This is a genomic window from Shewanella sp. HL-SH5 (assembly GCF_051163755.1).
Classification (GTDB): domain Bacteria; phylum Pseudomonadota; class Gammaproteobacteria; order Enterobacterales; family Shewanellaceae; genus Shewanella; species Shewanella glacialimarina.
Genome location: NZ_CP195038.1, coordinates 4115686 through 4134965, shown reverse-complemented (window position 1 = coordinate 4134965; position 19280 = coordinate 4115686). Strand labels below are relative to the sequence as shown.

Genomic DNA, 19280 nt, shown 5'->3' with positions numbered 1-19280 from the left:
TTAAAGCTAGACGTCTAAGTTAGCCACATTTAACGCATTAGTTTCAATAAACTCACGACGAGGCTCAACATGATCACCCATCAAACAACTGAACAGTTGATCGGCAGCGACCGCATCTTCAATCATGACTCGCAACATACGACGAGACTCTGGATCCATTGTAGTTTCCCACAATTGCTCAGGGTTCATTTCACCCAATCCTTTGTAACGTTGAATATATAAGCCACGCTTTGCTTCACTAATGGTCCAATCTAACGCTTCTAAGAAGCTATCCACTTCTTTTAGACGCTCACCACGTTGCACATAGCCGCCTTCTTCAATCATACCGTCTAAAGCAGCACCTAATTTAGCAATGCGCAAATAGTCATTCGAAGTGAAGAAGTCATAGCCAAATACGTAACTAGTATCAATACCGTGCTTACGAATAATGACTTTTGGGGTATACACTTTACGCTCAGGATCTAAAATAACTTCAGATGAATAAATCACCCCACTATTTTCTAAAGCAACTAAATCAGCAATAAAGGCATCACACCATGCATTCATCACACCTTGATCAGCAAGCATTGCAGTGGTGATTTCAGGATGATAAAGCATACGATTAGTAATGTTAGTTGGAAAACGTTTTTCTAAGCGTTTGATAATCTTTTCAACTTCACGATACTGGGTCACTAAACGCTCTAATGGTTCACCGCTCATACCTAATGAACCTTGGCTTGGATAGATGTGAGTACCATCTAAAGCCTGAGTTGTTAGATATTCAGTTAACGCTAACTCATCTTTTAAATACTGTTCTTGTTTGCCTTTTTTAACTTTGTACAAAGGTGGTTGTGCAATATACACATAGCCACGTTCAATAAGCTCAGGCATTTGACGGAAGAAGAAGGTCAACAGCAAGGTACGAATGTGCGAGCCGTCGACGTCAGCATCGGTCATGATAACGATATTGTGGTAACGGGTTTTGTCTGGATCGTATTCATCACGGCCAATACCACAACCTAGAGCAGTGATAAGCGTGGCTACTTCTTGTGAAGATAACATTTTGTCAAAACGGGCTTTTTCTACGTTTAAAATTTTACCTTTCAACGGCAGAATGGCCTGATTTTTACGATTACGCCCCTGCTTAGCACTACCGCCAGCAGAGTCTCCTTCCACTATATATATTTCAGAAAGACCAGGGTCTTTCTCTTGGCAATCAGCTAGTTTACCTGGCAAACCACCTAAATCTAATGCGCCTTTACGACGTGTCATTTCACGCGCTTTACGCGCAGCTTCACGCGCACGAGCTGCATCAACAATTTTACCGACAATCAACTTAGCATTAACTGGGTTTTCCAATAGGTAGTCATTCAACTTCTCACCCATGGTTTGTTCTACCGCGCTTTTCACTTCACTTGACACTAATTTATCTTTGGTCTGTGAGCTGAACTTTGGATCAGGCACTTTAACTGAAATAACCGCAGTTAAGCCTTCACGGGCATCATCACCTGTGGCACTAGTTTTGCCTTTTTTATTGAAGCCTTCACGCTCCATATAGGTATTCAAGTTACGCGTTAACGCACCTCTAAAACCGGCTAAGTGAGTACCACCATCACGTTGGGGGATATTATTGGTAAAACAGAAAATATTTTCTTGATAACCATCATTCCATTGCATAGCCACTTCAACGGTAATGCCGTCTTCACGCTCTTGCACAAAATGGAATACTTCTTTGTTAATAGGTGTCTTATTACGGTTTAAGTAATCGACGAACGCGCTAATACCGCCTTCGTATTTAAAGAACTCTTCTCTATTTTCACGCTCATCTACAAGGCGAATACCAACGCCCGAGTTAAGGAAAGAGAGCTCGCGAACACGTTTAGCTAAAATATCGAAATGAAATTCTACATCGGTAAACGTTTCAGAGCTTGGCCAAAAACGAATTTCAGTACCGGTTTTAACTGCATCACCAATTTCGGTAATAGGTGAATCAGGTACACCATGAGTGTAGAACTGTTCATAAATCTTACCCGCACGACGAATAGTCAGCTGCAGTTTTTTTGATAACGCATTAACTACCGATACGCCCACACCGTGAAGGCCGCCAGAGACTTTATATGAGTTATCATCAAACTTACCGCCAGCATGCAGTATGGTCATGATCACTTCAGCGGCAGAAACCCCTTCTTCTTCATGAATAGCAACCGGAATACCACGGCCATCATCTTTGACAGACACAGATCCATCGCTATGAATCATGATAGTAATGTCACTACAGTGACCGGCTAACGCTTCATCGATAGAGTTATCGACGACTTCGAATACCATATGGTGAAGGCCCGTACCATCATCAGTATCACCAATATACATACCAGGGCGCTTACGTACTGCATCAAGGCCTTTTAGAACCTTAATACTCGAAGAATCGTAACTATTCTCTGACATATTTCTCTCTCGTTGTTATTCAATAACCGTTACTTGTCCATCTTCAACATGAAATATCCTGTCGGGGGGACTTGTTAACGAATCGACTATTGCTGCAGGCTCGATTGCGGTGACAAATATTTGTGCGCCGGTTTCGGTTAACTGTTTCAACAATAGCTGCCTATGCTGTGCATCCAACTCTGACGGTAAATCGTCGACTAAATAAATGCTGTTTTTATTCAGTTGTTGTTTGAGCAACTTTCCCTGTGCAATACGCAGTGCACAGACTAATAATTTTAATTGACCACGGGATAACGCGTCCTGCGCAGGCAAGTTGCCTACCCGTAAACGTAAATCCGCTTTATGCGGGCCGCTTGCGGTATTTCCGGTGGCTAAATCTCTAGGATATTGGTTTTCTAATAATTGCGAAAAGTCCGTTTTGCTATCCCATCCTCGGGTAAAGGAAACATTAATATTAACCTGAGGTAAAAACTCATTGATTATACCCTTTAGTAGCTCATTTAACGAGTCTACATAGTGATTTCGTATATCAGTGACCTGTTCAGCATACCGTACCAATTCCTTATCCCAAAACTGTATTTGAGAATAGGCGGCTTGATTTCTAAGAAGTTGATTTCTTTGCTTTAAAATACGTCTAGTATTAACCCAGGCTTGATAGAATTGTGGATCAGAATGAAACGCGCCCCAATCGATAAACTGTCGTCTAGCCTTTGGTCCTTCAAACAGCAGTGAGAAACTTTCTGGGGTTATCACCTGAATAGGTAATGTTTCAGCCAATACAGACAGCTTTTTTACTTTATCACCATTAATTTTAACTTCTATTTCACCGCTGCGATGGCGGCGCAAACCAATTTTTGTATGCTCTTCACCATCGGTAAGTTGGGCAAATAACACTAAATTATCGGCGTCAGTATTAATCACCCGTTGCGATAAGTGGCTACGAAAAGAACGTCCCATGCCTAAAAAGAAAATCGCTTCAAGAATACTGGTTTTACCACTGCCATTTTGGCCATAAATCAAATTTAATCCATTGCCAGTACTAAGATTAGCAGACAAAATATTGCGGAAAGAGTTAATGGTTAAGCGGCTAAGATTCATGCAAACCTATGGGTACTGTACGCGCTGAATTAAAGACAAAACAAGGTGCATATAAGCACCTTGTTAACTATGGTTAATAGACTACCACAACACCCTTATAGGCGCATTGGCATAACCACATACATGGAGTCTTCTTCAAGGTGATTCTCAATTAAAGCACTTGAGTTACCATCTATTAAGGTGATGCGAACTTCATCACTGGCAAGGTTATTGAGTACATCCAATAAATAGCTAACATTAAAGCCAATTTCTAAATTATCTGAATTATAGTCAACATCAATAATCTCTTCGGCTTCTTCCTGCTCAGGGTTATTAGCGGTAATTTTTAATAAGCCAGGTTCAAGCTGAATACGCACACCACGGAACTTCTCGTTAGAAAGAATCGAGGCGCGGGTTAATGCTTGTTTAAGCTGATTACGGCTGGCAATGACTATTTTATTGCCCCCTTTTGGCAGCACTCTTCGATAGTCAGGGAAACGCCCATCAACGAGTTTACTGGTAAATACTGCATTGGCCGTTACGGCACGAATGGCATTATCACCAATACTGATTGTAATATCTTGATCTTCACTATCCAGTAAGCGCGACATTTCTACCACGCCTTTACGCGGGACAATAACTTGTTTTTCTGGCAGTGTTTGTTCAACTTGGCGGTGGCTTAGCGCTAAACGATGGCCATCTGTGGCAATAGAACGCAGCATGTTGCCTTCGGTTTCAAATAGTAAACCATTAAGATAATAGCGCACATCCTGGTTAGCCATTGAAAACTGAGTAGAATCAATAATCGATTTCAACACACCTTGTTTTATACTAAATTCAATATCCGCTTGGAATGCTTCAACGTTAGGGTAATCTTCGGCCGGTAATGTGGCCAATGAAAAACGACTACGGCCAGAACGCAGCAACCATTTATTATCTTGTTGCTCAATATGCAGTTCTGATGAGTCAGGTAATGATTTAACAATATCTAACAGCTTTTTGGCTGGAACCGTTGTGCGTCCAGTAACAACATCACCTTGAATAGCGGCTTGACCAACCAGCTCAACCTCTAAATCTGTACCGGTTAACTTAAGTGAGTTGTCACTAACTTCAACAAGTAAATTGGCAAGAATGGGTAAGTTGTGTCTACGTTCAACGGCACCACAAACCAATTGCAATGGTTTTAACAGTGCATCCCTATCAATTGAAAATTTCATTGTGTCAGTATTCCCTGAATTAAGAAGAAAGCGTTCTTATTAAGTTGGCATAGTCTTCTTTAATGTCGTGACTTTCTTCGCGCAGCTGCGCAATCTTACGACAGGCATGCAGCACGGTTGTATGGTCTCGACCACCAAATGCATCACCTATTTCAGGTAAGCTATGGTTTGTGAGTTCTTTAGATAGCGCCATCGCCACTTGTCTTGGCCTTGCCACACTACGCGAGCGACGTTTAGACAGCATATCTGCCATTTTTATTTTGTAGTATTCTGCCACTGTTTTCTGAATATTGTCTATCGTGACTAGCTTTTCTTGTAATGCTAAGAGATCACGTAATGCTTCACGGACAAAATCAATGGTAATTGGGCGGCCAGTGAAGTTAGCATTAGCAATAACACGGTTTAATGCCCCTTCTAGTTCACGTACGTTAGAACGTAAACGTTTAGCAATAAAGAACGCCACTTCATCAGGTAGGTTTATTCCACTCTCTTGTGCTTTACGCATTAAAATCGCCACACGGGTTTCTAACTCTGGTGGCTCAATAGCTACTGTTAAGCCCCAACCAAAACGCGATTTTAAGCGATCTTCAACACCGTCAATCTCTTTAGGATAACGATCTGAAGTCAAGATGATCTGATGATTGCCTTCCAATAACGCATTGAAGGTATGGAAAAATTCTTCTTGTGAACGATCTTTGTTAGCGAAAAATTGAATATCATCAATAAACAAAGCATCAACACTGCGATAGTAACGTTTGAATTCTTCTATAGCATTATTTTGTAATGCTTTAACCATGTCCTGAACAAAACGCTCAGAATGCATGTAAACCACTTTTGCATTTGGGTTATTTTTAATGATGCCATTGCCGACAGCATGCAATAAGTGAGTTTTACCTAAACCTGTGCCGCCATATAAAAATAACGGGTTATAAGCGCCACCCGGATTTTCAGCAACTTGTAATGCAGCAGCTTTACCTAATTGGTTTGATTTACCTTCAACGAAGTTATCAAACTGATAAGTAGGGTTAATGTTACTACGATGGTTAGCATTGGCTACAGGGTCAGCTTGAGTGTTAAAGGTTGTGCCAACACGCGCCTTAGTCTGGTGACCACTTGGCTTTGCATAAACAGGGGCTGACACCACTGGAGTTTGGCGAGCTGAAGGACGACTACCAATATCAAAACGCAATTTAGGCGCATTACTGCCCATTTGCTCGGTAAAAAATTGATTAATGATATTAATGTACTTATCACGCACCCAATCTAATACGAATCTATTTGGAGCATAAAGAACTAACGTATCACCATCCATTTCAGCTTGTAACGGACGGATCCACATACTGAACTGCTGAGCCGATAATTCGTCTTGCAGCCTACCGATACATTGTTGCCAAAGTGAAACCGCCACTTATTTCTTCCCCAAAAATAGGTTAACAAAAGGAGATCTATTCTATAGTGAGATCAGGATGATCGCTATCGTTAATCTAATATTTATCCCCAAGGCGATCATTGTATGTGGATATCTTCGATCATTAAAGATCAAAGCCGATCTATTTTCTATCAAAATGATGCAAATCCCGCTTTATTAACCGATCCAGAATGATCTATAATGCGCATTCTTCGATCTGGTAATATAGTTTTAAAACCACTATATATTGTGTTGGTACACAGAGTTATCCACACAATATTGTGGTATTTAACAAATCTTAACGAAGGTTAATTGGCAGAAATTTATCATATAACCATTTTGGCTGTTGACGCTGAGAGTTAAAGTGATTACAATTCGGCCTCTTTTTTACCCTTACCTCTAATGTTGGAGATAAGGCAAATTCACTAACAAAGACGGATTGCCATCATGAGTAAACGTACTTTTCAACCTAGCAACCTGAAGCGCAAGCGTTCTCACGGCTTTCGCGCTCGTATGGCCACTGTAGGCGGCCGTAAGGTGCTTGCACGTCGTCGTGCGAAAGGTCGCGCTCGTTTGTCTGCTTAATTAAGTAGATAACTAGGTGACTAGCTATACCTTTACGCGGGAGTTACGTTTGCTAACTCCCGCGCAATTTAAATCTGTATTCTCCAATCCAATCAAAGCATCCTCTGCTGAAATAACTCTGCTCGCTGTTCCAAACCAAGAGCAACATCCCCGTTTAGGATTAACTGTTGCAAAACGTTTTGTTAAACGTGCTAATCAGCGTAATCGTATTAAACGTGTGATAAGAGATAGTTTTCGTTTACATCAACACGACATCCCCAACATAGATATCGTAGTATTGGTCAGAAATGGCGTGATGGAAATGGAAAATGCAGAACTACATAAATTAATAGAAAAGCTATGGCGCAAACTCAGTCGCCGTTACAATGGCTAGCAACCACGTTAATTCGTGGCTATCAACTTCTTATCAGCCCTATGATTGGACCGCGTTGTCGATTCAATCCAACATGTTCACATTATGCTATTGAAGCAATAAAAACACATGGAACGGCAAAAGGTAGTTGGTTTGCAATCAAACGCATATTAAAATGTCACCCTTTACATGCCGGCGGTAATGATCCCGTCCCCCCTAAAAATGACAGGTGTAATAAATAGGCTATGGAATCTCAACGCAATATATTGCTAATAGGTCTGCTGTTTGTCAGCTTTTTAATGTGGCAACAATGGCAAACAGATAAAACACCACAACCCGTCGCAATTGAATCATCAGTTGTAGCATCGACGGCAAATAATTCTCAAACATCTGATGTTCCAGATGCTGATACTTCCCTACCGGAAGTGGTTAGCGCATCTAAAGAACTGATCACTATTACTACAGACCAATTAGTATTAAAAATTGATCCAGTAGGTGGCGATATTGTTTATTCAGCATTAGTTGGACACAGACTTGAAATAGATAAAGAAGAATCTTTTGTACTGCTTGAGCAAACAAAAGACATCTACTATATCGCCCAAAGCGGCTTAATTGGCCGTAATGGTATCGATAGCAGTGCAAAAGGTCGCGCGCACTATACTAGCCAGTCACAGCAATATACTTTAGCTGATGGCCAAGATAGTTTAGAAGTGCCACTCACTTTTGTTGCTGACAACGGCGTTACTTACACGAAAGTCTTTGTACTTCACCGTGGTAAATTTAGTATTGACGTTGATTACCGCATAAACAACACTTCAGCAGAACCACTGCAAGTTCAAATGTATGGTCAAATTAAGCACAGCATCAAAGAAAGCGAAAGCAGCATGATGATGCCAACTTATCGCGGTGCGGCTTTCTCAACTGCAGACACTCGTTATGAGAAATACAGCTTCGATGACATGGCTGACAAAAACCTAGACAAGAAAACATTAGGTGGTTGGGCTGCAATGCTTCAACACTACTTTGTGTCTGCTTGGGTGCCACCAGCTGATGATCAAAACACCATTTTTTCAAGCGTCAGTGCGGGGGGTTGGCTAACATAGGCTTCCGTGGCGCGATATATGATATTGCACCAGGTGCTGAGCAAACGATTTCATCGCAATTTTATGTTGGTCCTAAGGATCAAGAAGCATTATCTGCCATTTCTGAGTCACTGAACTTAGTGGTCGATTACGGTTTCCTTTGGTGGTTAGCCATTCCAATTCACTGGTTATTGATGTTCTATCAATCATTTGTGGGTAACTGGGGTATGGCGATTATTTTAATCACTCTTACAGTACGTGGTTTGTTATATCCACTCACCAAAGCACAGTACACCTCTATGGCTAGAATGCGTAACCTGCAGCCTAAACTAGCGGACATGAAAGAGCGCTTTGGTGATGACCGTCAAAAGATGGGTCAAGCTATGATGGAACTCTACAAGAAAGAAAAAGTAAATCCACTTGGTGGCTGTTTACCTATCCTTCTGCAAATGCCTATCTTCATTGCACTTTACTGGGTATTACTTGAAAGTTATGAATTGCGTCATGCGCCATTCATGCTATGGATTAACGATTTATCGGTACAAGATCCTTACTATGTACTTCCGTTATTAATGGGTGTGTCTATGTGGTTAATGCAAAAGATGCAACCAATGGCACCGACTATGGACCCTATGCAAGTTAAGATGATGCAGTGGATGCCAGTTATCTTTACTGTGTTCTTCCTATGGTTCCCAGCAGGTTTAGTTCTTTACTGGTTAGTGGGTAACTTAGTGGCCATTACCCAACAAAAAATTATTTATGCCGGACTTGATAAAAAAGGCTTAAAATAAGCCCAAGCTCTGCAGTAAACTAAATAGTTTGATAATAAAAAGGCGGCTTAATTGGCCGCCTTTTCCATTAATGATTTAGCAGGAAATAACCGTGACAACAGATACTATTGTGGCACAAGCTACCGCACCCGGTCGTGGTGGTGTAGGCATTATTCGCGTATCAGGTGACTTAGCCAGCAAAGTGGCCACCGCTATTATTGGTCATATTCCTAAAACACGTTATGCCGAATATTGTGACTTTAATAGTAGCGATGGTCTGGTGATCGACCAAGGTATCGCTTTGTTCTTTAAAGGGCCTAACTCATTTACCGGTGAAGATGTTTTAGAGCTACAAGGTCATGGCGGCCAAATAGTATTAGACATGCTAATAAAGCGTGTTATGGAAATTGACGGTATTCGTATTGCCAAACCGGGTGAGTTTAGTGAACAGGCCTTTTTAAATGACAAGCTTGATTTAACCCAGGCAGAAGCCATTGCTGACCTAATTGATGCAACCAGTGAACAGGCTGCTAAAAGTGCACTGCAATCACTTCAAGGTGAGTTTTCTAAGGAGGTTCATCAGTTAGTTGAACAAGTCACCAACCTGCGTTTATATGTCGAAGCGGCGATTGATTTTCCCGATGAGGAAGTCGACTTTTTATCCGATGGAAAAATTGCCAGTGCGTTATATAAAATCATCGATAAACTAGACACTGTTCAAGCCAGTGCTAAGCAAGGGTCCATTATTCGCGAAGGCATGAAAGTGGTTATTGCAGGCCGCCCTAATGCCGGTAAATCAAGTTTACTCAATGCACTAGCTGGAAAAGAGTCAGCCATTGTTACCGAAATTGCTGGCACTACCCGTGATGTATTACGTGAGCATATTCACCTTGATGGCATGCCACTGCATATCATCGATACTGCGGGTTTACGTGATACCACAGATACCGTTGAGCAAATAGGTATTGAACGTGCCTGGGCTGAAATAGCCACCGCTGACAGAGTGTTGTTTATGGTCGATGGCACCACAACCTATGCCATTAATCCACATGATATTTGGCCAGACTTTATTGACCGCTTGCCACCAAGATTAGGTATTACCGTTATTCGTAATAAAGCGGACTTAACTGGCGAACCGTTAACAATGTCGGAAGAACAGGGTTATGACGTCTACCGTATATCTGCTAAAACGGGTTTAGGAATTGAAGATCTTAAGCAGCATCTAAAATCGTTAATGGGTTATCAAAGTAATTTAGAAGGCGGATTTATTGCCCGTCGTCGTCATTTAGAAGCCTTAGATTTAGCTGCAAGCCATTTAATGCTGGGTAAAGAACAACTTGAAGTGTATTTAGCTGGTGAATTACTCGCAGAAGAGTTACGTATGTGCCAGATGGCATTATCAGAAATAACCGGTAAATTTACCTCAGATGACTTGCTAGGCAAAATATTCGGCTCATTCTGTATTGGTAAGTAGTGTATAGGTAATAAGTGAATATGCTGTTAGCTAATAATGTCATCGTACTCGATTTTGAAACCACCGGCTTATCACCTGATAACGGTGACAGGGCGATAGAAATAGGCGCGGTAAAGATTGTTGACGGTGTCATTATTGATACCTTCCAGTCTTTAATCAACCCAGGCAGAAGAGTGAATGCCTTTATTGAACAATATACTGGGATCACTAATGCTATGTTACGTGATGCACCAAGCTGTCAGGTAGTTATGGATAAATTTGCAGACTTTATTGGTGACTTTAATTTGGTTGCTCACAATGCCAGTTTTGATAAAAAATTTCTAGATGCTGAATTTGCTTTATGCAAGCGACGCTATTCAGGACAATTTGCGTGCTCATTATTGTTATCACGTCGCATAAGCCAACAGGCACCGAACCATAAACTAGCTACTTTAGTGGAATATCATCAACTGCCAACCGATGGATTATTCCATCGCGCATTAGCAGATGCCACAATGACAGCACATTTATGGTTGCATCAATTAACATTACTTAGTGATAAATCGCCAGGTATTGATTTAGCTTTTGATACCGTCAATAACATTACTCGAATGCCCAGAGCTCAAATTAATCGATATTTAACCCATTTATAAACAATTAAAACCATTAATTAAGGTAATTTGTCAGCCAACATATCGACTAATAAACGCACTTTGGCAGATAAATGCCTATTTTGCGGATACAAGGCCCAAATACCTTCTTTTGCCTGTTGGTACTGACCCAGTAACACCGTCAGTTGGCCCAGTGCTATTGCCTCATTGACGTAATAACCGGGTAATTGCACAACTCCCATGCCCCTTATAGCCGCATCTAATAACGTCATGCCACTGCTACATTGCAAACGTCCCTGCACTTTAATGACTTTCTCTTTACCCTGCTCATCAAAGTGCCAATGGCTATTAGTGCCAATTAAACAATCATGTTTATTTAAATCGGTTAAATTTTCAGGCACACCGTATTGCTTAAGATAAGCAGGCGAAGCGCAAACATATTGGCGACGGCTACTGAGCCGTTTAGCAATTAAGCTCGAATCAGCCAAACGCCCTAATCGAATAGCCAAATCATAACTGCCATCTACCAAATCCAGCTGTTTATTGGTTAATTCACAAATAACTTCAACTTGTGGATATTGCGCCATAAAATCTACCACAATAGGCATAACAAACCGTTCACCATAAGTGACTGGTGCTGTCATTCTAATAAGCCCTTGTGGAGAATGCTGCAAACTAGAAATAGCCCGTTCAGCCTCTTCTAGCCCATCCAACACTTGACGACAATGGCGAAAATATATCGCGCCTTCTTCAGTAAGAGAGACTTTACGTGTAGTACGATAGAATAATTTTATTGCGAGCCTATTCTCAAGTTGGCTCACTTGGCGACTCACCTGTGCGGTGGAAATACCTAAACGGCTAGCGGCTTGAGTAAAGCTTTCTGTTTGAGCAACAGCGACAAACTCAACCACTCCATCCCATGGCATCATTATTACATCCTCGTAAAAGTAATTTGTAAAATAAGCTTATTATCATCTTACAGAAAACAATTACAATAGTTTAATCATCTACACTGTGTAGAGCGCTTTTTTGTTAACCTAGCTAAAGTAACCTTAAACAGGAATAACCACATGTCAGCACAATTTATAAAATCTAAAGCCGCCGTTGCTTGGGGACCAGGTCAGCCATTAAAAGTGGAAGAAGTAGACGTAATGTACCCAAAAGCAGGTGAAGTGATGGTCCGCATTGTGGCATCAGGTGTTTGTCATACAGATGCCTTCACATTATCAGGAGATGATCCTGAAGGTGTATTTCCGGCTATTTTAGGACATGAAGGTGGCGGCGTAGTCCACATGGTAGGTGAAGGCGTTACCAGTGTTAAAGTGGGTGATCACGTAATTCCACTGTATACCGCTGAGTGTGGCAAGTGTAAATTTTGTACTTCAGGTAAAACCAATTTATGTAGCGCCGTTCGTGCAACTCAAGGTAAAGGTCTAATGCCTGACGGCACTACACGTTTCTTTAAAGACGGTGAACCTATTTTTCATTATATGGGCTGTTCAACATTTTCTGAATACACAGTATTACCGGAAATATCTTTAGCCAAAGTAAACCCTATAGCACCACTTGAAGAAGTATGTTTACTCGGTTGTGGTGTCACTACAGGGATAGGTGCTGTACTTAAAACAGCGAAAGTACAAAAAGGTGATACGGTTGCTATTTTTGGTCTAGGTGGTATTGGTTTATCGGCAATTATTGGCGCAACCATGGCCGGTGCAAGCAGAATTATTGGCATAGACTTAAACGAATCTAAGTTCGAGTTAGCTAAAAAGCTGGGTGCAACTGACTGCATTAATCCTAAAAACTTTGATAAACCCATTCAAGATGTGATTGTTGAAATGACTGACGGCGGCGTTGATTTCTCATTCGAATGTATTGGTAACGTCAACGTAATGCGCAGCGCATTAGAATGTTGTCATAAAGGTTGGGGTGAGTCTGTCGTGATTGGCGTAGCAGGCGCAGGCCAAGAAATATCAACCCGTCCATTCCAATTAGTTACTGGCCGAGTATGGCGTGGTAGTGCATTTGGTGGTGTAAAAGGACGCAGTGAATTACCCGGAATTGTTGAGCAATATCTCGCAGGCGAATTTAAACTAGACCAGTTTATTACCCACACAATGGGACTTGAAGGAATTAATGATGCATTTGATCTTATGCACAAAGGAGAAAGTATTCGCAGTGTAATTCACTTTAATAAGTGATTTTAATCGGCACTATCTAGCTATAATAAACAGACTAATAACACTATCTACTTTAGTGTTATTAGGTTTTCTTGCAAGTAACAGCAAAAAGGAACCAAGATGCCTATTGAACAAGTGAGCTCTACTAAAGTATTTAATGGCTGGCATAAACAGTTTAGTCATCAATCAACCAGCACACATTGTAGTATGCGTTTTGCTATTTTTTTGCCGCCACAAGCACAAACAAAAAAAGTCCCCGTCCTTTATTGGTTATCAGGATTAACCTGCACCGATGAAAACTTTATGCAAAAAGCAGGTGCACTTAAACTTGCTGCAGAACTGGGTTTTGCTATTGTTTGTCCTGATACCAGCCCCCGCGGTGATGAAGTACCTGACGATAGTAAAGGAGCATATGATTTTGGCTTAGGCGCTGGCTTTTATGTTAATGCCACTCAAGCGCCTTTCAATAAACACTATCAAATGTATGATTATGTCGTTGATGAGTTACCCGCCATTATTGAAGCTAACTTTCCCGTCACAAAACAACGTGCAATTAGCGGCCATTCTATGGGCGGCCATGGTGCACTGCTTATCGCCTTTAGTAATCTTGCTAGATACAGCAGCGTGTCAGCATTCAGCCCAATCTGTCATCCCATAAGTAGTCCTTGGGGCCAAAAAGCTTTCAAAGGTTATTTAGGAGAAGATGAAAGTACCTGGCTTGAATATGACAGCTGTGAGCGACTAAAAACGTTAACAGATGTAAAAGCGTATATTCCTGCGCTGGTGGATCAGGGTAGTGATGATAACTTTTTAGCTGAACAACTTAACCCACAAGCCTTAAAAGATGCCGCTAAACATGTTAATTACCCGTTAACCTTACGTATGCAAGAAGGTTATGATCACAGTTATTATTTCATCTCCAGTTTTATTGAAGAACACCTTCGCTTTCACGCTAAATATTTTTAACAAGTAAACCCACTTATATAAATGAAAAAGGAATGCAGATGCATTCCTTTTTTAAGTTATAAAGTAAATATACCCAATTAATTTAGCTGATTAACTTTTAACTTAGCAAAGTATTTAACCGAAGCTGCCTTAACTTTAGGTGCAAGTAAAATAGCTGATGTCATTGTTGGAATAGCCATTAATGCGTACGCAGCATCAATAATATTAACAATTTCTTGAAGACTAGCAGTTGCTGCAAACAAAATGGCCAATAAATAAAAGTATTGATAATAGCGTATTTTGCTACGACCAAATAGAAATGCAAAACATTGACCACCATAAAAAGCCTGAGTAAAAATGGTACTAATACTGAAAAACACCACACATAAAATCAATAAATAAGGTCCAACACCAGGCATAGTTATACTAAATGCCTGAGCAGATAAATTAACCCCTTCAGCTTCTGTTCCCTGCCAAACCCCAGATATTAATATAATCATCGCCGTAGCAGTACACACCATTAGGGTGTCAATAGCAGGACCAAGCATAGCCACTAAGCCTTCTTTTACTGGCTCGTTAGTTTTAGCACAACCATGGGCCATCACTTCAGTTCCAATACCAGCCTCGTTAGAAAAAGCCGCTCGGCGAATACCTATTAACATAGTGCCTAAAATCCCTCCTCCAACCGAATTTAATGAGAAAGCTTCGGTGAAAATTAATGCAAAATACCCGGGTATTTCATTTAGATGAGTGGCTATAACGTAGAAAGCACAACCCATATAGATCAAAATCATCAAAGGAACCACTTTAGATGCAACCGTTGCAATTCGCTTGATCCCACCCAAAATGACGCTAGCAACAATTAACATCACTACGATCCCAAGGCCAAGATCCAACATAAAAGTCGATTCATTTGCAGGAAAATAGCCCGGCTTAACGATCAACCATTCACGAATGATCTGCACTAATTGATTTGAATTAAATAATGGAAAATTACCGACTAATCCTACAACACAAAAAAATACCGCTAAAAAGTGCCATTTTTTAGAAAGTCCCTGGGTGATAATGTACATAGGTCCGCCCTGTACATCCCCATTTTCATCTTTTCCACGGTACATAATAGCTAAGGTACAGGTAAAAAATTTAGTTGCCATCCCCACTATGGCACTGATCCACATCCAAAAAATAGCACCAGGTCCCCCCACCATAATAGCCACAGCCACACTCCCTATGTTGCCCATACCTACAGTACCGGCCATCGCACTGGATAAGGCTCCCGCATGACTAATATGGCCCTCTGCACCATCATCAGGATGTTTACCACGCAAAATATTAATTGCATGACCTATATATCTAAATGGCACAAACCGAGAGTAAATCAGGAAGAATAATCCACCTCCCACGAGTAAAATGAGCATATGTGGGCCCCAGGCAATATCGGCAAATTGCTGAGTAAGTTCAACTAAAGTCATTATTTATGTTACACAATTGTAAGAAGATTAATCTAAAACTACTGAGTCTCCCTAAAAGGTGCAATGAATAAATTGCATAAATCAGGCAAAATGAATAAATATCTCGAACATTATTTGGAGTTAACATGGCAAAAATAGCACTATTAGTAGGCACAACGTTAGGCGGCAGTGAGTATATTGCCGATGATTTAGCCGCTCAGCTCGTTGAAATAGGCCATCAAACAAGCGTTATGCTGGAGCCAAATCTAGATAATTTGAGCGAATATCCACTATGGATTTTAGTTTGTTCTACTCATGGAGCAGGCGATCTACCCGATAATATCCAGCCATTTTATCAACAATTAATGCTAAAAATGCCGGATCTGAAACAATATCAGTTTGCTTTATGCGCTATTGGCGATTCAAGTTACGATACTTTTTGTCAGGGGCCAGAATTACTGATTAGCTTATTTGAAGCCGCTGGAGCAAAAGCCATTGTGGATAAGATCCAAATTGATGTACAACGCGATCCTATCCCAGAAGAGCCCGCCTTATCATGGTTATCTAACTGGCAAGGGCTGATCATTTAGATCTATTAACACTTTTTATGGGTGTAATAGATCAATAACCCACAATTTAGTTCCAGTTTATCCACAAAAAACTAATTTTATTTATAAGTATGTGGATAAACTATTAATTTATACGATCATAACCCTGTACTGTTCACACCCCGATCTTGATCAAGATCCCCCTTGTGGATAACTATGCGATCTATCCCCAGCTTATCTTGGGTTTGATCGCTAAATGATCACAGGATTAGGATCTTGTAAGCCTATAATATTAATTAAAAATTAGCGTTACCCACAGATTTCATCGATCCTAATAATAAACATAATAAGAAGATCTATATAAAGATCTTAAGATCTATTAGTCAAACCACATTAGATCGAACAGGTAAAAATGATCTTTCACCAAGTGCCCTTCAAATGCTAAAATGATCCGCTCAATTTGAACTCGACTAAAACTCGACAATTTTTTTAACCCATTTTTTTAAATTAGTTAACGTAGGTTGCAAATGCATTTTCATGAACGGTTTGATGTAATTGTTGTTGGTGGTGGTCATGCCGGAACTGAAGCCGCACTCGCCGCTGCAAGAATGGGATCAAAAACCCTATTACTCACGCACAATATCGATACTCTAGGACAAATGTCCTGTAACCCAGCAATCGGTGGTATCGGAAAAGGTCATTTGGTCAAAGAAATTGACGCTTTGGGCGGTTCAATGGCAATAGCAACTGACTTTGCAGGAATTCAATTTAGAACATTAAATTCCAGCAAAGGACCAGCGGTTCGAGCTACTCGGGCACAAGCTGACAGAGCTTTGTATCGTCAAAAAATTCAACACATTCTTCAAAATCAAGCTAACTTGCGAATATTCCAACAAGCTGTAGATGACGTTGTTGTTGAAAATAATAGAATTATTGGTGTTGTTACTCAAATGGGATTAGCATTTGAAGCACCAAGTGTTGTGTTAACAACAGGCACTTTTTTAAGCGGTAAAATTCACATTGGCATGCAAAACTACAGCGGTGGTAGAGCAGGTGATCCACCAGCTATCGCACTAGCAAATCGTTTACGTGAATTACCAATCCGTGTCGGACGATTAAAAACCGGTACACCACCTCGTATTGATGCAAACACTATTGATTTTAATCAAATGACAGAACAAAAAGGCGATACACCATTGCCAGTAATGTCATTTATTGGTGATGTTAGTCAGCATCCTAGACAAGTATCTTGTTATATCACACACACCAATGAAAAGACCCACGATATCATTCGTGGTGCTTTAGATAGAAGTCCAATGTATTCAGGGGTTATCGAAGGTATTGGTCCAAGATATTGTCCATCTATTGAAGATAAAATACATCGCTTTGCAGATAAATCATCACATCAGATATTTATTGAGCCAGAAGGCCTAAGCACTAATGAAATTTATCCAAATGGTATTTCAACCAGTTTGCCATTTGATGTACAGCTTAATTTAGTTCGTTCGATTAAAGGCATGGAAAATGCTGAAATTATGCGACCAGGTTATGCTATTGAATATGATTATTTTGATCCAAGGGATCTTAAAAATTCACTAGAAACAAAAGCGATCGCTGGATTATTCTTTGCAGGGCAAATTAACGGTACAACAGGATACGAAGAAGCTGCTGCACAGGGCTTACTTGCAGGAATGAATGCTAGTTTACTGGTGCAAGGTAAAGAAAGCTGGTGTCCACGCCGTGATGAAGCTTATCTTGGTGTTTTAGTTGATGATTTATCAACTTTAGGCACCAAAGAACCGTACCGTATGTTCACCAGTCGTGCTGAGTATCGTTTATTATTACGTGAAGATAATGCCGATTTACGTTTGACTGAAAAAGGCCGTGAATTAGGATTAGTTGATGATGATCGCTGGGCTAAATTCAGTGAAAAACGTGAATCGATCGAATTGGAATTGCAGCGTCTTCGTGGCCAATGGGTTCACCCAAATTCACCTTTGCTAGATGTATTAAATCCAGAGTTAAATACACCTATATCACGTGAAGCTTCTTTTGAGGACTTATTACGTCGACCAGAAATGGACTACTCTAAGTTAATGTCTTTAGAAGGATTTGGCCCTGGACTTGAAGATCCACAAGCAGCAGAACAAGTACAAATTCAAGTTAAATATTCAGGTTATATACAACGTCAGCAAGGCGAAATAGATAAAGCTATTCGTCATGAAAGTTCATTGTTGCCGTTAGATTTGGATTATCAAGAAGTACCCGGTTTATCCAATGAGGTTATTGCAAAATTAAATAACCATAAACCTGATACAGTTGGTCAAGCATCGCGTATATCTGGAATAACCCCAGCAGCAATATCCATTTTATTGGTACATTTGAAAAAACGTGGCTTATTGAGAAAAACTGCATAAATTCAACTAAACCGATTAAACTCAATCATAAGGGGAGCCATAAGGCTTCCCTTAGTGCTTTTACGGCTTCATAATACCGAAGATTATCGATAAAAATTAAAGAGGCGTTATTTGTGCTAGCAGCTCAACTTAGTGATTATTTAGCTGAAATAAACATATCAGCGACAGAATTACAACAAAAACAACTTGTTGGCTTTGTTGAAATGCTCAACAAATGGAATAAAGCCTATAATTTAACTTCGGTTAGATTACCTGAACAAATGTTAATCCGCCATGTGATGGACAGTTTAGTGGTATCCCCTTATCTTGAGGGCCAACGATTTATTGATGTTGGAACCGGCCCGGGTTTACCTGGGATCCCACTTGCAATCTTAAATCCGGATAAAGAATTTGTCTTACTAGACAGTTTAGGTAAACGTATCCGTTTTCAAAAACAGGTTCAATTCGAGTTAAAGATTAACAATTTCAGCTCTATTGAAAGCAGAGTAGAAGCTTATCATCCCAAAGATAAATTTGATGGTGTGTTGAGCAGAGCATTTGCTTCTATTACTGACATGTTGAACTGGTGTCATCATTTACCTAAAGAAGGTGGATTATTCTACGCATTAAAAGGTCAATTGACCGAAGCTGAAATAGCCGCAATACCTGCTGAGTTTAAGCTGATTGAAACCATCGTTTTACAAGTACCAAAGCTTGATGAACAGCGACATTTATTAAAATTGGTAAAAATGTAATACTCACTAGCAGATATACGTATACC

Annotated in this window: 16 protein-coding genes and 1 pseudogene; 11 read left to right on the top strand and 6 right to left on the bottom strand. The window is 40.4% G+C overall.

The genetic code is table 11. The features are described 5' to 3' along the window. Positions 1 to 6: 6 nt before the first annotated feature. The 4 genes from gyrB to dnaA all read right to left on the bottom strand — a co-directional run bounded on the left by gyrB (position 7) and on the right by dnaA (position 6126). Positions 7 to 2424: a DNA topoisomerase (ATP-hydrolyzing) subunit B gene (gene gyrB, locus ACRWQM_RS18160; RefSeq protein ID WP_434927671.1), complete on the bottom strand. Its 2418-nt coding sequence runs from the start codon at positions 2422 to 2424 to the stop codon at positions 7 to 9. A gap of 15 nt (positions 2425 to 2439) precedes the next feature. Beyond that, positions 2440 to 3522 carry a DNA replication/repair protein RecF gene (recF, locus tag ACRWQM_RS18155; RefSeq protein WP_434927672.1) on the bottom strand — a complete coding sequence of 361 codons (1083 nt, stop codon included), beginning with the start codon at positions 3520 to 3522 and terminating at the stop codon, positions 2440 to 2442. Positions 3523 to 3617: 95 nt separating this feature from the next. Continuing rightward, positions 3618 to 4718 (bottom strand): DNA polymerase III subunit beta, encoded by a 1101-nt coding sequence (gene dnaN, locus ACRWQM_RS18150; RefSeq protein ID WP_226412260.1) that lies wholly within the window; start codon positions 4716 to 4718, stop codon positions 3618 to 3620. 19 nt (positions 4719 to 4737) lie between these two features. Beyond that, a complete protein-coding gene (gene dnaA / locus ACRWQM_RS18145) occupies positions 4738 to 6126 on the bottom strand; it encodes a chromosomal replication initiator protein DnaA (RefSeq protein WP_226412258.1) in 1389 nt (462 codons plus the stop codon). Positions 6127 to 6573: 447 nt separating this feature from the next. On the opposite strand from dnaA, the gene rpmH reads away from it, so the two are divergent. From rpmH to ACRWQM_RS18115, 6 genes and pseudogenes are all read left to right on the top strand, one after another. After that, positions 6574 to 6711 (top strand): 50S ribosomal protein L34, encoded by a 138-nt coding sequence (gene rpmH, locus ACRWQM_RS18140; RefSeq protein ID WP_006083827.1) that lies wholly within the window; start codon positions 6574 to 6576, stop codon positions 6709 to 6711. Between the two features lie 16 nt (positions 6712 to 6727). Then, on the top strand, positions 6728 to 7084 hold the full coding sequence (rnpA, locus tag ACRWQM_RS18135) for a ribonuclease P protein component (protein WP_434927673.1): 357 nt from the start codon (positions 6728 to 6730) through the stop codon (positions 7082 to 7084). Continuing rightward, entirely contained in the window at positions 7051 to 7305 is a 255-nt protein-coding gene (gene yidD / locus ACRWQM_RS18130) for a membrane protein insertion efficiency factor YidD (RefSeq protein WP_434930821.1), read from the top strand. The genes rnpA and yidD overlap by 34 nt, the downstream gene beginning before the upstream one ends. Positions 7306 to 7308: 3 nt before the next feature. Further along, positions 7309 to 8936 (top strand): annotated as a pseudogene (gene yidC / locus ACRWQM_RS18125) (membrane protein insertase YidC). A gap of 91 nt (positions 8937 to 9027) precedes the next feature. After that, a complete protein-coding gene (gene mnmE, locus ACRWQM_RS18120; RefSeq protein WP_434930820.1) occupies positions 9028 to 10389 on the top strand; it encodes a tRNA uridine-5-carboxymethylaminomethyl(34) synthesis GTPase MnmE in 1362 nt (453 codons plus the stop codon). A 20-nt stretch (positions 10390 to 10409) separates the two neighbouring features. Then, positions 10410 to 11021: a 3'-5' exonuclease gene (locus tag ACRWQM_RS18115; protein WP_434928904.1), complete on the top strand. Its 612-nt coding sequence runs from the start codon at positions 10410 to 10412 to the stop codon at positions 11019 to 11021. A 17-nt stretch (positions 11022 to 11038) separates the two neighbouring features. Here the strand turns inward: ACRWQM_RS18115 and ACRWQM_RS18110 are convergent, their stop codons facing one another. Beyond that, positions 11039 to 11908: a LysR substrate-binding domain-containing protein gene (locus tag ACRWQM_RS18110; protein WP_434930819.1), complete on the bottom strand. Its 870-nt coding sequence runs from the start codon at positions 11906 to 11908 to the stop codon at positions 11039 to 11041. A 141-nt stretch (positions 11909 to 12049) separates the two neighbouring features. Between ACRWQM_RS18110 and ACRWQM_RS18105 the strand changes: the two genes are divergently transcribed. Both ACRWQM_RS18105 and fghA read left to right on the top strand, forming a co-directional pair. Next, a complete protein-coding gene (locus ACRWQM_RS18105) occupies positions 12050 to 13180 on the top strand; it encodes an S-(hydroxymethyl)glutathione dehydrogenase/class III alcohol dehydrogenase (protein WP_226412246.1) in 1131 nt (376 codons plus the stop codon). Positions 13181 to 13279: 99 nt separating this feature from the next. Further along, positions 13280 to 14125 (top strand): S-formylglutathione hydrolase, encoded by an 846-nt coding sequence (fghA, locus tag ACRWQM_RS18100; protein ID WP_434930818.1) that lies wholly within the window; start codon positions 13280 to 13282, stop codon positions 14123 to 14125. Positions 14126 to 14202: 77 nt separating this feature from the next. Here fghA and ACRWQM_RS18095 read toward each other — a convergent pair whose 3' ends face one another. Further along, positions 14203 to 15576 (bottom strand): alanine/glycine:cation symporter family protein, encoded by a 1374-nt coding sequence (locus ACRWQM_RS18095; protein ID WP_434930817.1) that lies wholly within the window; start codon positions 15574 to 15576, stop codon positions 14203 to 14205. Positions 15577 to 15701: 125 nt separating this feature from the next. Here ACRWQM_RS18095 and mioC point away from each other — a divergent pair, with 125 nt between their 5' ends. The 3 genes from mioC to rsmG all read left to right on the top strand — a co-directional run bounded on the left by mioC (position 15702) and on the right by rsmG (position 19254). Next, positions 15702 to 16145 carry an FMN-binding protein MioC gene (gene mioC / locus ACRWQM_RS18090; RefSeq protein WP_434930816.1) on the top strand — a complete coding sequence of 148 codons (444 nt, stop codon included), beginning with the start codon at positions 15702 to 15704 and terminating at the stop codon, positions 16143 to 16145. 485 nt (positions 16146 to 16630) lie between these two features. Next, entirely contained in the window at positions 16631 to 18520 is a 1890-nt protein-coding gene (gene mnmG / locus ACRWQM_RS18085; protein ID WP_434930815.1) for a tRNA uridine-5-carboxymethylaminomethyl(34) synthesis enzyme MnmG, read from the top strand. A gap of 113 nt (positions 18521 to 18633) precedes the next feature. Then, complete coding sequence (gene rsmG, locus ACRWQM_RS18080) at positions 18634 to 19254, top strand: 16S rRNA (guanine(527)-N(7))-methyltransferase RsmG (protein ID WP_434927682.1); 621 nt, start codon at positions 18634 to 18636, stop codon at positions 19252 to 19254. The last annotated feature ends 26 nt before the right edge of the window (positions 19255 to 19280 follow it).

Excerpts from the sequence above, each read along its gene's own strand:
- rpmH (WP_006083827.1), top strand. The coding sequence starts at position 6,574 with ATGAGTAAACGTACTTTTCAACCTAGCAACCTGAAGCGCAAGCGTTCT.
- ACRWQM_RS18115 (WP_434928904.1), top strand. The coding sequence starts at position 10,410 with ATGCTGTTAGCTAATAATGTCATCGTACTCGATTTTGAAACCACCGGC.
- gyrB (WP_434927671.1), bottom strand. The coding sequence starts at position 2,424 with ATGTCAGAGAATAGTTACGATTCTTCGAGTATTAAGGTTCTAAAAGGC.
- yidD (WP_434930821.1), top strand. The coding sequence starts at position 7,051 with ATGGCGCAAACTCAGTCGCCGTTACAATGGCTAGCAACCACGTTAATT.
- recF (WP_434927672.1), bottom strand. The coding sequence starts at position 3,522 with ATGAATCTTAGCCGCTTAACCATTAACTCTTTCCGCAATATTTTGTCT.
- mioC (WP_434930816.1), top strand. The coding sequence starts at position 15,702 with ATGGCAAAAATAGCACTATTAGTAGGCACAACGTTAGGCGGCAGTGAG.
- ACRWQM_RS18110 (WP_434930819.1), bottom strand. The coding sequence starts at position 11,908 with ATGATGCCATGGGATGGAGTGGTTGAGTTTGTCGCTGTTGCTCAAACA.
- ACRWQM_RS18095 (WP_434930817.1), bottom strand. The coding sequence starts at position 15,576 with ATGACTTTAGTTGAACTTACTCAGCAATTTGCCGATATTGCCTGGGGC.
- dnaN (WP_226412260.1), bottom strand. The coding sequence starts at position 4,718 with ATGAAATTTTCAATTGATAGGGATGCACTGTTAAAACCATTGCAATTG.
- ACRWQM_RS18105 (WP_226412246.1), top strand. The coding sequence starts at position 12,050 with ATGTCAGCACAATTTATAAAATCTAAAGCCGCCGTTGCTTGGGGACCA.
- fghA (WP_434930818.1), top strand. The coding sequence starts at position 13,280 with ATGCCTATTGAACAAGTGAGCTCTACTAAAGTATTTAATGGCTGGCAT.
- mnmG (WP_434930815.1), top strand. The coding sequence starts at position 16,631 with ATGCATTTTCATGAACGGTTTGATGTAATTGTTGTTGGTGGTGGTCAT.